This is a genomic window from Cyanobium sp. ATX 6E8 (assembly GCF_024346335.1).
GTDB lineage: Bacteria > Cyanobacteriota > Cyanobacteriia > PCC-6307 > Cyanobiaceae > Cyanobium_A.
In genome coordinates, this window is record NZ_JAGQCT010000013.1 from 60,763 (window position 1) to 75,149 (window position 14,387).

General features: G+C 67.5%; 15 protein-coding genes. 5 read left to right on the forward strand and 10 right to left on the reverse strand.

Features of this window, described 5'->3' with window-relative positions:
• Positions 1-2: 2 nt before the first annotated feature.
• Genes KBY70_RS11035 through KBY70_RS11050 form a run of 4 tightly spaced genes read right to left on the reverse strand, consistent with a single transcriptional unit; the run spans position 3 to position 4,733 of the window.
• The gene (locus KBY70_RS11035; protein ID WP_254988529.1) at positions 3-1,763 is read right to left on the reverse strand and encodes an NAD+ synthase; all 1,761 of its coding nucleotides are present in this window, start codon (positions 1,761-1,763) and stop codon (positions 3-5) included.
• Positions 1,763-2,398 (reverse strand): nicotinate-nucleotide adenylyltransferase, encoded by a 636-nt coding sequence (locus KBY70_RS11040; protein WP_254988530.1) that lies wholly within the window; start codon positions 2,396-2,398, stop codon positions 1,763-1,765. The genes KBY70_RS11035 and KBY70_RS11040 overlap by 1 nt, the downstream gene beginning before the upstream one ends.
• Complete coding sequence (locus tag KBY70_RS11045; RefSeq protein WP_094561345.1) at positions 2,395-3,720, reverse strand: GTP-binding protein; 1,326 nt, start codon at positions 3,718-3,720, stop codon at positions 2,395-2,397. Before KBY70_RS11045 ends, KBY70_RS11040 begins: the two co-directional genes overlap by 4 nt.
• Complete coding sequence (locus tag KBY70_RS11050; RefSeq protein WP_254988531.1) at positions 3,717-4,733, reverse strand: CNNM domain-containing protein; 1,017 nt, start codon at positions 4,731-4,733, stop codon at positions 3,717-3,719. The genes KBY70_RS11045 and KBY70_RS11050 overlap by 4 nt, the downstream gene beginning before the upstream one ends.
• Before the next feature lie 119 nt (positions 4,734-4,852).
• Between KBY70_RS11050 and KBY70_RS11055 the strand changes: the two genes are divergently transcribed.
• Positions 4,853-6,172 (forward strand): aminopeptidase P N-terminal domain-containing protein, encoded by a 1,320-nt coding sequence (locus KBY70_RS11055; RefSeq protein ID WP_254988532.1) that lies wholly within the window; start codon positions 4,853-4,855, stop codon positions 6,170-6,172.
• Between the two features lie 3 nt (positions 6,173-6,175).
• On the opposite strand, the gene KBY70_RS11060 is transcribed toward KBY70_RS11055, so the two are convergent.
• The 4 genes from KBY70_RS11060 to KBY70_RS11075 are packed head-to-tail and all read right to left on the reverse strand — an operon-like array spanning position 6,176 to position 8,327.
• A complete protein-coding gene (locus tag KBY70_RS11060) occupies positions 6,176-6,586 on the reverse strand; it encodes a type II toxin-antitoxin system VapC family toxin (RefSeq protein WP_254988533.1) in 411 nt (136 codons plus the stop codon).
• Positions 6,587-6,589: 3 nt separating this feature from the next.
• A complete protein-coding gene (locus KBY70_RS11065; RefSeq protein ID WP_094561341.1) occupies positions 6,590-6,835 on the reverse strand; it encodes a FitA-like ribbon-helix-helix domain-containing protein in 246 nt (81 codons plus the stop codon).
• 26 nt (positions 6,836-6,861) lie between these two features.
• Positions 6,862-7,650, reverse strand: coding sequence for a TIGR01548 family HAD-type hydrolase (locus KBY70_RS11070; RefSeq protein WP_094561340.1), 789 nt, complete (start codon positions 7,648-7,650; stop codon positions 6,862-6,864).
• A 17-nt stretch (positions 7,651-7,667) separates the two neighbouring features.
• Entirely contained in the window at positions 7,668-8,327 is a 660-nt protein-coding gene (locus KBY70_RS11075; RefSeq protein ID WP_094561339.1) for a transaldolase family protein, read from the reverse strand.
• 62 nt (positions 8,328-8,389) lie between these two features.
• Here KBY70_RS11075 and KBY70_RS11080 point away from each other — a divergent pair, with 62 nt between their 5' ends.
• Complete coding sequence (locus KBY70_RS11080) at positions 8,390-8,881, forward strand: 30S ribosomal protein PSRP-3 (RefSeq protein WP_094561338.1); 492 nt, start codon at positions 8,390-8,392, stop codon at positions 8,879-8,881.
• Positions 8,882-9,072: 191 nt separating this feature from the next.
• On the opposite strand, the gene atpC is transcribed toward KBY70_RS11080, so the two are convergent.
• Together atpC and atpD are read right to left on the reverse strand one after the other, a co-directional pair.
• Positions 9,073-9,480 carry an ATP synthase F1 subunit epsilon gene (atpC, locus tag KBY70_RS11085; RefSeq protein ID WP_254988534.1) on the reverse strand — a complete coding sequence of 136 codons (408 nt, stop codon included), beginning with the start codon at positions 9,478-9,480 and terminating at the stop codon, positions 9,073-9,075.
• A gap of 29 nt (positions 9,481-9,509) precedes the next feature.
• Positions 9,510-10,970, reverse strand: coding sequence for a F0F1 ATP synthase subunit beta (atpD, locus tag KBY70_RS11090; RefSeq protein ID WP_094561336.1), 1,461 nt, complete (start codon positions 10,968-10,970; stop codon positions 9,510-9,512).
• A gap of 245 nt (positions 10,971-11,215) precedes the next feature.
• On the opposite strand from atpD, the gene groES reads away from it, so the two are divergent.
• The 3 genes from groES (at position 11,216) to KBY70_RS11105 (ending at position 14,178) form a co-directional block, all read left to right on the forward strand.
• Positions 11,216-11,527, forward strand: coding sequence for a co-chaperone GroES (gene groES / locus KBY70_RS11095; protein WP_094561335.1), 312 nt, complete (start codon positions 11,216-11,218; stop codon positions 11,525-11,527).
• 68 nt (positions 11,528-11,595) lie between these two features.
• Entirely contained in the window at positions 11,596-13,230 is a 1,635-nt protein-coding gene (gene groL, locus KBY70_RS11100; protein WP_254988535.1) for a chaperonin GroEL, read from the forward strand.
• A gap of 567 nt (positions 13,231-13,797) precedes the next feature.
• The gene (locus tag KBY70_RS11105) at positions 13,798-14,178 is read left to right on the forward strand and encodes a hypothetical protein (protein WP_254988536.1); all 381 of its coding nucleotides are present in this window, start codon (positions 13,798-13,800) and stop codon (positions 14,176-14,178) included.
• Positions 14,179-14,387: the final 209 nt, after the last annotated feature.

Genomic DNA, 14,387 nt, shown 5'->3' on the forward strand with positions numbered 1-14,387 from the left:
GATCAGCTACGCAGACGTCCCTCCAGATTGGCGGCGGCGATCGGCATCCGCCAGCCACTGCCAAACGACCGGCTGCCGATCTTGAGCAGGGGCGGGGCCTGGCGCCGCTTGAATTCGGCCCGGCGCAGCAGCGCCATCACCCGATGGGCCAGCTCGGCCGGGGTGCCGTCGGCGATCAGCGCCTCCGGGCTTTGCAGGTGTTCGATGTAGCGGCGCAGGATCGGATCGAGCACGGCGTAGTCGGGCAGCGAATCGCTGTCGCGCTGATCGGGCTGCAGCTCGGCGCTGGGCGGCTTCTCGCGGATGGCCTGCCCCACCAGCTCGCCATCGGCCGGCAGCCCCAGCGCGCGGCGGCAGGGGCCGGCGGCAGGGCTGTCGAGCCAGGCGCAAAGGGCAAACACGGTGGTTTTGTAGAGGTCGCCGATCACCGCCAGGCCACCGTTCATGTCGCCGTAGAGGGTGCAGTAGCCCACGGCCAGCTCACTTTTGTTGCCGGTGGAGAGCAGCAGCTGGCCCTGCTGGTTGGCCACCGCCATCAGCAGAGTGCCGCGGATGCGCGACTGCAGGTTTTCGGCGGCCAGGCCGGCGGGCGGGCCGGCCAGCACCGGCGTGAGGGCGGCGTCGAAGCCGGCCATCAGCGGGGCGATGGGCGCGATCTGGGTGGTCAGCCCCAGCCGGGCGGCCAGGGCCTGGGCGTCGCGCAGCGACCCCTCCGAGCTCCAGGGGGAGGGCATCAGCAGACCCTGCACCCGCTCGCCCCCCAGGGCGGCGGCGGCGATCACGGCCACCAGGGCCGAATCGATGCCGCCGCTCAGCCCCAGCAGCGCAGCGTGGAAGCCGCATTTGCGGGCGTAGTCGGCCACGCCCAGCACCAGGATGCGGAACAGTTGCTCGAGCGGCTCGGGCACCGGGGTGAGCAGGAGGGCGTCCGGGTGGGGGGTGCTGGGGGCGGCGCAAGGTGCGGCATCCCAGGTCAACACCTGCTCTCGGCCACAGGCCAGCTGGCACACCACTGCCCTGCCGGCATCCGGCCCGCCCCTGGGATTCATCACGAAGCTGGCGCCATCGAACACCAGCTCGTCGTTGCCGCCCACCTGGTTGACGTAGACCACCGGGCAGCTCAACCGGGTGGCGGCACGGTGGGCCAGGCTCTGGCGCAGGGCCACTTTGGCCTGGCCAAAAGGGGACGCCGAGAGGTTGAGCAGCAGGTCGACGTGGTGCGGGAGCAATTCGGCGACGGGATCGGCTCCAGCCAGGCGGTGGCCCTGCAGCTCCTCCTCCACCCAGAGGTCTTCGCAGATCGTCAGCCCGAGGCGCCAGCGGCGGCCGCCCTGTTCCAGCTCGAGCAGGCTCGGCTCGCTGGCGGCGCAGAAGTAGCGCTGTTCGTCGAAGACGTCGTAGGTGGGCAACAGCCGTTTGCGGGCCACCACCCGCCATCTGCCGGCTTGCACCAGGGCCACGGCGTTGAACAGGTTGGGCAACGCCGCCGCGCCATTGGGTTCGGCGATGCCCACCAGCACGGCCAGCTGGGGCAGCTCCTCCGCCAGGGCGTCGGCCAGTTGCTGCAGCACAACACCCTGCTGGGTGATCAGGCTCGGCCGCAGCAGCAGGTCGCGCGGCGGGTAGCCCCAGAGCGAGAGCTCGGGGGTGACCACCAGGCTGGCCCCCTGGGCAGCAACCTGGTGGCAGGCCGCCAAAATCCGCGCGCCGTTGCCCGCCAGGTCGCCCACCAGCGGATTGAGTTGGGCCAGGGCGAGGCGCATCAGGGGCTTTCGAGGTGGCGGTCGAGGCGGCGGGTGTGGCTCGAGCGGGTCAGCCCATAGAGATTGTGCTCCAGCAGCAGCGGCATCAAGGCGGCGGGGATCTGGCTGGGGTCTGGGTTCTGGCGCACCGCCGAGCTGGCGGTGGCGGGCACCTCCAGGTTGAGGCTGATCACCCGGCCGCCGAGGGCCTCGAGCGCCTCGACGCTGCCCGGCTGCAGGGGCCAGCCGGCCCGGGGGGCGATGGCCAGCAGGCAGCGCTCCAGCACCGCCTGGGCCTGCTTCCAGCTGGGGATCTGGGGAGCCAGATCGCTGCCCACCACAAACACCAGCTCGCGGCCGGGCCAGCACGCCGCCGCCCGATCCAGGGCGGTGATCGCCCACGGGCTGCTCAGCTCCTGCCGGTGGCTGAGCCGGGGGTTGCCGATGGCGGCCACCAGTTGGCCGAGCAGGGCCGCCCGCTGCTCTAGGGGCGCGCCGTGTTGCTTGTGGGGGTTGTCGCTGGCCCAGGTAACCACCGTGGGATAGAGCTGCAGCAGCTCCTCCAGCAGGGCCTGGTGGCCGCGGGTGGGCGGATCGGCGCTGGTGCCGAACAGGGCGACCGGGCCTTCGCCAGCCTCAACGGACCAAGTGCTCACGGCAGCAGAGCCTGCAGGTTGGCCGGTGGCTCGGGGCGATCGCCCAGCCACAGGCGCGCCTGGGGATCGGTGCGGGCTAGGCGGCGCAGCAGGGCCCCGGGGCGCCCTCCCCGTTGGGCGCCCCGCAGCAGTTCGGCGGCCGCCAGCCGGCCCGTGAGCCGGGTGGTGTGCACAGCCAGGGCCGCCTGGGCCAGGGCCACCGGCGCGGCCGGCGCCAGGCTGAGCCCGCCGGTGAGCGGCGCCGCCAGCAGCAGCAGCTGGCGCAGCGCCCCCAGCAGCAGCTGGATGCCGAGCTGGGCGCCCCCCAGCAGGGCGTTGTGGCCCGAGAGCCGCCGTAGCAGTTGGCGGGCGCCGGCACCGTGCATGGGCAGGCCGTAGAGCTGGCAGAGCTGCAGCACCAGGGCGGTGTCGCAGGCCAGGCCGCCGGCCAGATCCAGCAGCACCAGAGGGTTGGCGGCCACGCCCGTGGCCTTGAGGGCGGCGAAGCGGCCGATTAGGGATTGGGCGGCCTGGCGGCTGGCCCCCAGACGCCAGCGCTGCAGGACCTGGTGGAAGCGGTCGGCGGCGCCGAGAGAATTGAGGGCCAGCAGTAGCGCTCCGTGCTGCTCCAGCAGCTGTACCAACGCCTGGCGCAGCGGTGCCACCCGGGGCGGCTGGGGGACGCTGCGCACCCGGCCATCGGCCAGCAGCTCGGGCTGGCGCGGTGCAGCGGCCACCGGGATCAACTCCAGGTGCCGGGCGGCGGCGGGCAGGCGCCGCTGGATGCTGGCGATCAGCTCGGCTTGCTCCGCGTCGCTCCAGCAGTCGCAGCGGTTGAGCACCAGCAGCAGCGGCTTGCCGCTGGCCAGTAGGGGCGCGAGGGCGTCGTGCTCGACGCTGGTGAGGTCGCCATCGAGTACAAGCAGCACTAGGTCGGCGCCCAGGGCCACCCGGGCCGCTAGCCGAGCCCGGGCTGCAGCGGCAATTTCATCGATGCCGGGGGTGTCCACCAGTTCCACCCGCTGCAGGCCAGCAATCGGCTGATTCCAGGCCCGGGCGGCCTGGTGGCGGGTGCAGCCATGGGCCACGTCGGTGGCGAAGGCCGCCTCCCCTAGCAGGGCATTGAGCAGGCTCGACTTGCCCACCCCCACCCGGCCGAACACGGCCACCCGCAGGCAGCGTTGGCGCAGGCGCTCCAGCTGGCGATCGAGGGCCTGGCGCTGGCCGTCCAGCTGGCTTTGCTCGCGGCCACTCAGCGTTAGCTGGCGGCGCCACTGCTCCAGCAGCTGTTGGCAGCGCTCAGGGGTGGCGGGCACCGCAGTTGCGCCAGCGGTGGGCCTCATGGCCGGGCTCCCTCGGCGGCGGGTTGGGGCCGCCGCCACCAGCCCGCCAGCACCGCCAGCACCGCCTCGGCGCCGATCACCCCCACAAAGCCGCCGAATTCATCCACCACCACCCGCACGCCGGTGCTGTTGCGGCGAAAGCCGGTGAGCAGCCGGTCGGCGCGGATCATCTCGGGCACGTAGTCGACCGGCTCGCTCAGGGAGGCAGCACTGCGGGCCCCATCGCCCTGAAGCAGGGCCGTGAGCAGCTTCTCGCGGCTGGCCACCCCCAGCACCTCATCCACCTCCTCGCCGAGCACCACCCACCACTCGGCGTTCTGGGCCAGCAAGGCATCGCGCAGCTGGTCGAGGCTGGCGGCCCCTTCCAGGGTGGGGGCCGCGACCCGCGGCGTCATCAGGTCGCGGGCGGTGAGGTCGTTGAGCTGGAACACCTTGGCGATCATCGCCGCCTCATCGGCTTCGATCTGGCCCTTCTGGGAGCCCAACCGGGCCAGCAGGCGAATTTCCTCCTCGTCGGTGCTGATTTCGTTTTCGGCGGTGATCGCTGGCAGCAGCTGCTCCAGCAGCAGCACCAGCGGCAGCATCAGCTGCGCCACCACCGCCAGGGCCGGTGCACTGCCCAGGGCCACCGGCAGGGCCAGGCGGCTGCCCAGGGCCTTGGGCAGGATCTCGCCCAGCAGGATCACCAACACGGTGAGCCCCACTGAAAACAGCGGCAGGGCGATGCCTTCGATGCCCTGGCGGCTGAACACGGTGGCGGCATAGCCGCCCAGCATCAGGCTGCCGAAGATGTTGAAGCCGTTGTTGGCGATCACCAGCACCGAGAGGGTGCGGCCTAGTCGCTGCCGCAGCTGCTCCAGGCGCCGGGCGCCGCGTACGGGCCGGCTGCGGGCCGCCAACTCATGCACGCGCACGGGGTTGACCGTGAGCAGGGCCGCTTCCACCCCCGAGCACAGGGCCGATCCGGCGATCACCACCACCACCAGCAGCGCCAGGGCGAGCAGGTCGTTCATTCCGCCGCGTGACTGCAGGCCATGCACCTATTCAATCGTCCCTGCCAACGCCTATCGCCAACGTCTGCAGCGCCGACTGCTCCAGACTGGCGCCCAGCCAGGCCCCCAGACCGTTACCCATGCTCGATCTGTCGATCTTTGCCCAGCGGCGCACGCGCTTCTTCGAGCTGTTGGGGGAGGCGGCTGCGGTGATTCCGGCGGCGCCGCTCGTCACCCACCACGCTGACTGCGAGTGGCCCTTTCGCCAGAACAGCGACTTCTGGTATCTCACCGGTTTCGATGAACCGGATGCGGTGGCGCTGTTTCTGCCCCACCGGCCCGAGGGCGAACGCTTTGTGTTGTTTGTGGCCCCCAAGGAGCCCAGCGCCGAGGTGTGGAACGGGTTCCGTTGGGGCACCGAAGGGGCGGTGGCTGAGTTTGGTGCCGATCTGGCCCATCCCCGCAGCGAACTGGAGCAGCGGCTGCCCCACTACCTGAAGGGCGCTGAGGGCATCGCCTTCCGCGTCGGCCGGCACCCCAAGGTGGAGCCGTTGGTACTGGCGGCTTGGGCCGGTCAGCTCGATCGGGCCCCCCGCAGCGGCTCGGCTGCCTTTGGTCTGGTGGCCCCCTGCCCGCTGCTGCACGACCTGCGGCTGCGCAAGGGGCCCGAGGAGCTGGAGCGGATGCGGGAGGCGGCGCGCATCTCCGCTGAAGCTCACGAGCTGGCCCGTCAGGTGGTGCGACCCGGCCTCAACGAGCGCCAGGTGCAGGCGGTGATCGAGCAGCACTTCATGGAGCAGGGGGCCCGTGGCCCCGCCTACGGCACGATCGTGGCCGGCGGCGACAACGCCTGCGTGCTGCACTACACCGCCAACAACGCATCCCTGCGCGACGGCGACTTGCTGCTGATCGACGCCGGTTGCTCCCTGGGCGATTACTACAACGGCGATATCACCCGCACTTTCCCGGTGGGCGGCCGCTTCAGTGGCGAGCAGCGGGCCCTGTATGAGCTGGTGCTGGCGGCCCAGGAAGCGGCGGTGGCGTCCGTGGCGCCGGGGTTCACCGCCGAGGGCGTGCACGACACGGCCGTGCGTGTGCTGGTGGAGGGGTTGCTGGAGCTGGGCCTGCTGACGGGCGATCCCGACGGGATCATTGAGCAGGGGGCCTATCGCCACCTCTACATGCACCGCACCGGCCACTGGCTGGGGCTCGACGTCCATGACGTGGGCGCCTATCGGCTGGGCGAGCACCACGTGGAGTTGGAGCCGGGCATGGTGCTCACCGTCGAGCCAGGCCTTTACGTGAGCGATCGCCTGCCGGTGCCCGACGGCCAGCCCGCCATCGATGAGCGCTGGAAGGGGATCGGCATCCGCATCGAAGACGACGTGGCTGTGACTGAACATGGCCACGAGAACCTCACCGCCGCAGCCCTGAAGGCGCCGGCGGCCCTGGAGCGCTGAGGATCAGGGCAGGGCATCAGCCCAGCTCTGGATGACCCGCAGCCCATCAATCTGCTGAAAATGCACGTCGAAGCTGAACAGGACGGATCCCATCTCAACGGCACTGGCGGCGATCCAGATGTCATTGGTGGGAATGGGTCGACCCTTGCGGCGTAGGTCTCGGTAAATCAGCGCATAGGTGTCGGCGGTGGCCAAGCTGCAGGGGCAGTGGTCGACGCGCCCTGAGGCCAGAAACTGGCTGAGTTCCTCACGGTTGCGAGCTTCGCGCGTGCCGCAGGCGAAGCCCGCCAGCAGTTCTCCGATCACGGTGCTGCTGATCAGCAGCCTGTCGGCACGTTGCACCAGCTCCACGCAGGGAAGAAGGCCCCGCTTAAACCCGGTATAGGCATTGGTGTCCAGGGCAATGGGCCGCATGGCTCAGGCCCAGAGTTCCGGGTCGATCTGTTCGAGGGGGGCGATGGCCGCGCTGAAGGCATCGCTCTCTTCCTCAGACCATGTGCCAGCCAGGTCGTCCAGATCTTGATGCTGGTTGTTCGGTGCGGACGGCTCTCCTGTCAAGCGCCGCAGCACGAGGCGATTGAGGCTGATGCCTTGCTGGCGGGCCTGCTCCTTCAATTGGTTCAGCTGGGCCTCATCCAGGCCGCGAACACTGATGGCTGGCATGGCTGATAGCTCTATCTGATTGCAAGCTAGTTCAGCTTGATGGCATCCAGGCGCTTCAGGCGGCTCAGAAGTTCCGTGGTGCTTGCAAGCACCGCATCAGCGCCGGCCTGCCGCAGGCGCGCCTCGTAGGCGGCTCGCGCTTCCGGCTGGCCGTGCAGGTGGGGCGGGGCCACCGCCAGGCTGAGGAAGCGCTGACCAGGGCACTGGGCGCGGGCCCGCTGCACGGTGCGCACATCGGCCACGGTGTCGCCCAGGTAAACCACCGCAGGCGCTTCGGGCCCGAGCACTCCCCCCGCCAGCGGGGCGGCCAGCCGCAGCAGGCCGGTGGGATCCGGCTTATCGGGCGCATCCCCCATGGCGATCAGGGGCGGATCGCTCAGGGCCAGGCGGGTTTGCAGCACATAGCGGCAGGAGGGCGGTTCGGCACCGCTGACGAAGCCGTAGGCCAGATCGGCCGCCGTTAGGGCGGCAAAGAAGGACGGCTGCACCAGCAGCGGCTCGTCGCCGATGAACCCCCGCCATTGGCTGGGGTCGCCCTCGGGATCGCCGCCGAAATAGAAGGCTTCGAACACGGCCACCAGTGCCTCCAACGCCGGCAGAGGTGTGTGGCCTGTCCGCCGCAGCAGCTCCAGCGACGCCTCCCAGTCGTTGTTCCAGCGGCCTTCGCTCTTGAGCGCGTCGATGGCAGTCGGCTCTGGCCGCTGGCCGGCGTAGTGGTGCACCGTTTCCACGATCGACCGGCGGTAGCTGGCGCTCACATCGCGGATCACGCCGTCGATGTCAAACAGCACAACGGCCTGGGGGGGGCTTGGCATCCGCGGTGCTGGCGACATCAGGCTTGGGCGTCGCGCTCGAACTGGGCGCTGGCGGCGGTGGTGGCCTCGCAGCTGAACAGGGCTGCGGCCAGCTCCGGGCTGATCGTGAAGGTGTTCAGACCGGCGCCCGCCAGGCGGGTGAGATCGTGGGGCTGGCGCAGACTGGCCACCAGCAGTCGAACGCTTGAGCCAACGCCATCAAGGCTGCGCTGCATGGCGATCACCTCCGCCACGCCATCGCGGCCCTGGTCGTTGATTCGGCCCAGGTAGGGGGCGATGTAGGCGACCCCCAGGGCGGCGGCGATCAACACCTGGTGGGGCTCGTAGCAGGCGGTGAAGGTGATGGGGATGCCGGCGCGCGTGAGGTCGCGAGCCGCCGCCGCGCCCTCCAGGGTCACGGGCAGTTTCACGGCGATGCGGCCGGGGGCCAGTGCCGCAAGGGCCTGGCCGCACTGCAGCATCTCCGCTGCGTTGGCGCCCCAGGCCTGCAGGTGCAGTTCGGCGATGCCATGGGCCAGGGCCACGCGGCTGAGCTCAGCCAGGCCGTGGAGGCTGCAGGGCTGGTTGGCCCGGCGCAGCAGGGTGGGATTGGTGGTGACGCCGTGGAACAGGCCGCTGGGCAGCCACTGCTGCCAGGCTTGCGGATCGGCCGAATCGAGGAACAGGCGCAAGGCCATGGCCGGGGAGCAGGCCGGTGACCGGCGGAGCGGCTGGTAGGTTAGTTGTTTGACGTGTTGCCTTGAGCGCCGACCCCATGACAGCCACCGAGAGCGCTCCAGGCGCTGATGTGACCGATGCGCCCGAAGTGGCGGCGGCCGCTGAAGACACCACCACCCAGGGGCGTCCGGTGATGCGTGGTGGCAGTGCTGCTCTGGCCACTGCCACTATCGACGAAGACGGCGTTCCTTCCGGTTACACCCCGAAGGCCGACGAAGGTCGCTTCCTGCTCAAGATCCTCTGGTTGCCCGACAACGTGGCCTTGGCTGTTGACCAGATCGTGGGTGGCGGCCCCAGCCCACTCACCTCCTATTTCTTCTGGCCCCGGGAAGATGCCTGGGAAACCCTTAAGTCTGAACTCGAGGGCAAGAGCTGGATCACCGACAACGAGCGCGTTGAGGTGCTCAACAAGGCCACCGAGGTGATCAACTACTGGCAGGAAGAGGGCAAGGGCAAGAGCCTCGACGAGGCCAAGCTCAAATTCCCCGATGTCACCTTCTGCGGGACCGCCTGATCGGTCGTTTTTAGTCAGCCACACTGGCAAGCCGCTTAATCATTCCTGCGCCCCTCAGGGGGCGCTTTTTTGTGGTTGCTGTGCGGATGTTGTCGTGTGTGGATCGCGCCCACCTGCCTGCTTAGCTCCCATCAAAAAGCGCACCGGGGAGAGGGCGCTCAGTGGAGATGGGAGATGAGCTCCCGGCTGAACTAGCCCGCCTTGGTGGCCTGGAAACGGGCACGGGCCGTGGCCAGGGCCTGCAGTGCCTTCACCTTGTTGGCACTAGTGGCTTGGCCTTCGAAGGCGGCGGCAGCACTTTGGGCGGCCTCAAAGGCTGCTTCAGCCGAGGCGGCATCAATGCTGCTGCCGAGTTCAGCACCGTTAACCAGCACCGTCACCTCGTCAGCTTCCACTTCGGCGAAGCCACCCATCAGGGCGATCGTCGACCAGGCACCGCCGGAGCGCAGGCGCATCACGCCGGTGTCCAGCGCGGCCAGCATGGTGACGTGGCCCGGCAGGATGCCCACCTGTCCGGTGGTGCTGGGCAGGATCACCTCTTCAGCGGTTCCGTCAAAAACGCTCTGATCGGGGGCCAGAACGCGCAGGGTGAGACTCATGGGTAGGGGTCCTCAGGAGGGAGAGGGGATCAACCCTTGGCGTCGGCGAGGATCTTGGCAGCCTTGGCCTTCACCTGGTCGATGTTGCCCACCAGATAGAAGGAGGCTTCCGGCAGGTCGTCGAGTTCACCGGCAAGGATCATGTTGAAGCCCTTGATGGTGTCGTCGAGCTTCACGTATTCACCCTTCTGGCCGGTGAAGATCTCAGCCACAAAGAAGGGCTGGGAGAGGAACTTCTCGATCTTGCGGGCCCGGTCCACGGTTCGGCGGTCGTCTTCCGACAGTTCGTCCAGACCCAGAATCGCGATGATGTCCTGGAGCTCCTTGTAGCGCTGCAGGGTGGACTGCACAGCGCGGGCGGTGCGGTAGTGCTCATCACCCACCACGGCGGGCTGCAGCATGGTGCTGGTGGAATCCAGCGGATCCACAGCGGGGTAGATGCCCTTGGAGGCCAGGCCGCGGCTCAGCACGGTGGTGGCGTCCAGGTGGGCGAAGGTGGTGGCCGGAGCCGGGTCAGTCAGGTCGTCGGCGGGCACATAGACGGCCTGGATCGAGGTGATCGAGCCTTCCAGGGTGGAGGTGATGCGCTCTTGCAGCATGCCCACGTCGGTGCCGAGAGTGGGCTGGTAGCCCACAGCCGACGGCATGCGGCCCAGCAGCGCGCTCACCTCGGAGCCGGCCTGCACGAAGCGGAAGATGTTGTCGACGAACAGCAGCACGTCCTGCTTGTTGGCATCGCGGAAGTGCTCCGCCATGGTGAGCGCCGACAGGCCCACACGCATGCGGGCGCCGGGGGGCTCGTTCATCTGGCCGTAGCAGAGCGCCACCTTCGACTTGGAGAGATCGTCGGGATTGATCACGCCCGACTCCTTGAACTCCTCATAGAGGTCGTTGCCTTCGCGGGTGCGCTCACCCACGCCGGCGAATACGGATACGCCGCCGTGCTCTTTGGCGATGTTGTTGATCAGCTCCTGGATCAGCACGGTTTTGCCCACGCCGGCGCCGCCGAACAGGCCAACCTTGCCGCCCTGGCGATAGGGGGCCAGCAGGTCGATCACCTTGATGCCGGTCTCGAACACCTTGGGCTTGGTTTCCAGCTCGGTGAGGCTGGGGGCGGGCCGGTGGATGGAGGCGGTCAGCTTGGTGGTGACGGGGCCCTGCTCGTCGACGGGCTCGCCGAGCACGTTGAAGATGCGGCCAAGGGTGGCTTCACCCACTGGCACGGAGATCGGGGCACCGGTGTCGAGGGCTTCCATGCCCCGCACCAGGCCGTCGGTGGTGCTCATGGCCACGGCGCGCACCCGGTGGTCGCCCAGCAGCTGCTGCACTTCAGCCGTCAGGGCCACTTGCTGGCCCGCCGAGTTCTTGCCCTCGATCCGAAGCGCGTTGTAAATCTTGGGCAGCTTGCCGGCCGGGAATTCAACGTCGAGAACCGGGCCAATCACCTGCCGGACGATGCCTTTGGTGCCGGTGGCGGTAGCAGCTGCCATAGGGAAGGAAGACGCAAGGAGTGCTGAGGGGGAACCATCCCACCTGGAGCGGCGCAACCTTACCACCGCCTCTAACCCGCCTCCAGGGGTTCGGTCACCCGCACAGCGCGGGGCTGGCCAGCCCGCCGTGTGCCCGCATAAGTTGGCACTCATCGAGCTTGAGTGCTAATTCGCCTTTTCGGCGCACTTCAGCTCGCAATCCTGTGGCGTCTCAGGCGCCATGCCGTTGCTTTCGCAATTCATCCATGGCTGCTGTTTCTCTCAGCGTCTCCACGGTTAAGCCCCTCGGAGATCGCATTTTCATCAAGGTGTCCGAATCGGAGGAGAAAACCGCCGGCGGCATCCTGTTGCCCGACACCGCCAAGGAAAAGCCCCAGGTGGGCGAGGTGGTGCAGATCGGTCCCGGCAAGCGCAACGATGACGGCAGCCGTCAGGCTCCCGAAGTCAGCGTGGGCGACAAGGTGCTGTACAGCAAGTACGCCGGTACCGACATCAAGCTCGGCAGCGACGAATTCGTGCTGCTCTCCGAGAAGGACATTCTCGCGATCGTCAACTGAGCCCTAACGGCTTGGGCTGACTTAGATCCTGTCCATTCAGATTCAACCTTATAAGGACATCGCCTTCCATGGCTAAGCGCATCATCTATAACGAGAACGCCCGCCGGGCTCTCGAAAAAGGCATTGACATCCTGGCCGAAGCCGTTGCCGTCACCCTCGGCCCCAAGGGCCGCAACGTGGTGCTGGAGAAGAAGTTCGGCGCCCCCCAGATCGTCAACGACGGCGTCACCATCGCCAAGGAGATTGAACTCGAGGACCACATCGAGAACACCGGTGTGGCCCTGATCCGTCAGGCCGCCTCCAAGACCAACGACGCCGCCGGTGACGGCACCACCACCGCCACGGTCCTGGCCCACGCCATGGTCAAGGCCGGCCTGCGCAACGTGGCCGCCGGCGCCAATGCCATCAGCCTCAAGCGCGGCATCGACAAGGCTTCCGACTTCCTCGTCAAGAAGATCGAAGAGCACGCCAAGCCGATCTCCGACTCCAGCGCAATCGCCCAGGTGGGCACCATCTCCGCCGGCAACGACGAAGAGGTGGGGCGCATGATCGCCGATGCCATGGACAAGGTTGGCAAGGAAGGCGTGATCTCCCTGGAAGAAGGGAAGTCGATGACCACCGAGCTGGAGGTCACCGAGGGCATGCGTTTCGACAAGGGCTACATCTCGCCCTACTTCGCAACCGACACCGAGCGCATGGAAGCGGTGCTCGAAGAGCCCTACATCTTGCTCACCGACAAGAAGATCGGCCTGGTGCAAGACCTGGTGCCCGTGCTGGAGCAGATCGCCCGCACCGGCAAGCCTCTGCTGATCATCGCTGAGGACATCGAGAAGGAAGCCCTCGCCACCCTGGTGGTGAACCGTCTGCGCGGTGTGCTGAACGTGGCGGCTGTGAAGGCGCCTGGTTTTGGCGATCGCCGCAAGGCCATGCTCGAGGACATCGCCGTTCTTACCAACGGTCAGCTGATCACCGAGGACGCCGGCCTCAAGCTGGAAAACGCAAAGCTGGAGATGCTGGGCACAGCCCGCCGCATCACCATCAACAAGGACACCACCACCATCGTGGCCGAGGGCAACGAGGTGGCCGTGAAGGCCCGCTGCGAGCAGATCCGCAAGCAGATGGACGAAACCGACTCCTCCTATGACAAGGAGAAGCTGCAGGAGCGTCTGGCCAAGCTGAGCGGCGGTGTGGCCGTGGTCAAGGTGGGCGCTGCCACCGAAACCGAGATGAAAGACAGGAAGCTGCGCCTGGAAGACGCCATTAACGCCACCAAGGCGGCCGTTGAGGAAGGCATCGTTCCTGGTGGTGGCACCACCCTGGCCCACCTGGCTCCCGCCCTCGAGGAATGGGCCAAGGCCAATCTCTCTGGCGAAGAGCTGATCGGTGCCACGATCGTGGCGTCCTCCCTCACCGCTCCGCTGATGCGCATCGCCCAGAACGCTGGCGTCAACGGCGCCGTGGTGGCTGAAAACGTGCGCAACAAGCCCTTCAACGAGGGCTACAACGCCGCCACCGGCGAGTATGTCGACATGCTGGCTGCCGGCATCGTCGATCCCGCCAAGGTGACCCGCTCTGGCCTGCAGAACGCCGCCTCGATCGCTGGCATGGTGCTGACCACCGAGTGCATCGTGGCCGACCTGCCCGACAAGAAGGAAGCAGCTCCTGCCGGCGGCGGCATGGGCGGCGGTGACTTCGACTATTGATCGAAGCAGGCCAGCCTGATCACTTCAGGCCAGCCTCCTGTCTTCTGATCACTGTCACTGAGGAATGGGGAGAGTGAGGGTTTAGCCTCCTCTCCCTTTTTTGTGGCATTCGCTGAATCGTGGGGGTGTTTTGATTGAGCTGCATGTTTTGGAGGCGCTCGACGCTCTGCTCTGGTTGCGGTCGGCTGAGCAGGTAGAGCGGCGCTATGGCACCACCGAAACCACCACGAGCCGTTACCGCAAACGCTGTCTGCAGTTGTTTGGGCTGGCGATGGAGCGTCGCCACGGCGAATGGGAGCTGATCGGTGACACCAGCCTGTTGCTGCGGGAGCGGCACGTGCATCAGGAGGCCCGTTGGCGCGGCTACAGGCCGCTGCGCCTGGAAGCCACCTACTGGTCGGCGCCGTTGCTCAGCAGCCCAGCCCCGGAGGGATGGCTGTTGGGGGCGTCAAACATCGTAAGGGTGCGGCGCACCTTCCAGCTGGTGGACGAGCGCGTCGTTGATGCCCTGATCACGGGATTGCCCGATCTGCCCACCAACCGCAACCCTGATCAGCATCGAAGCGATTGCCGAGTTTCCCTCCCCGGGCTCTGCCGGAGGGCTCCTACCCCCTGGTGGAGCAGGCCTTGCGCAGCCTGGGCCTCTGGAACGACGGCGTGCGCATGGCCCGCTACCGCCGCGATCTCTGGGAAGGACGGGCCGAGCAGGAGCTGGTGGTGGGCTATGGCACCGCGCTCAGCTTGGCGGTGAGCGGCGACTCGCTCTGTCGCTTGCCCCTGCAGTTGCCCTTTGCTTCGGGCGATGCGCTGGTGGTTCGGCGGGACTATGTCCAGCATCCCAGGCTGCAGGCTCTGCTGATACAGCTGCATCGGCGCTATCTGCCGATGGTTCGCAACCACGCCGAGGTCGACTTTGATCCAGTTTTTCTGGCCCGAGTCGGCTTGTGAGCTGGGGGGTTTATGCAGAAACTGCAAGGTCTGCGAGATTGTGCGGTGTTCGGCTGAATTCGCGCTTTTTAGTGAATTGGTGATGACGTGGACCCCGGCAATCGGTCCAGGGTGAATGAGAGTCCTCAGCCGGCCAGACTGGGCCGGGGACTTCACCATGAAACGCACCAGGCACACCGCGGAGCAGATCATCCGCAAGCTGAAAACGG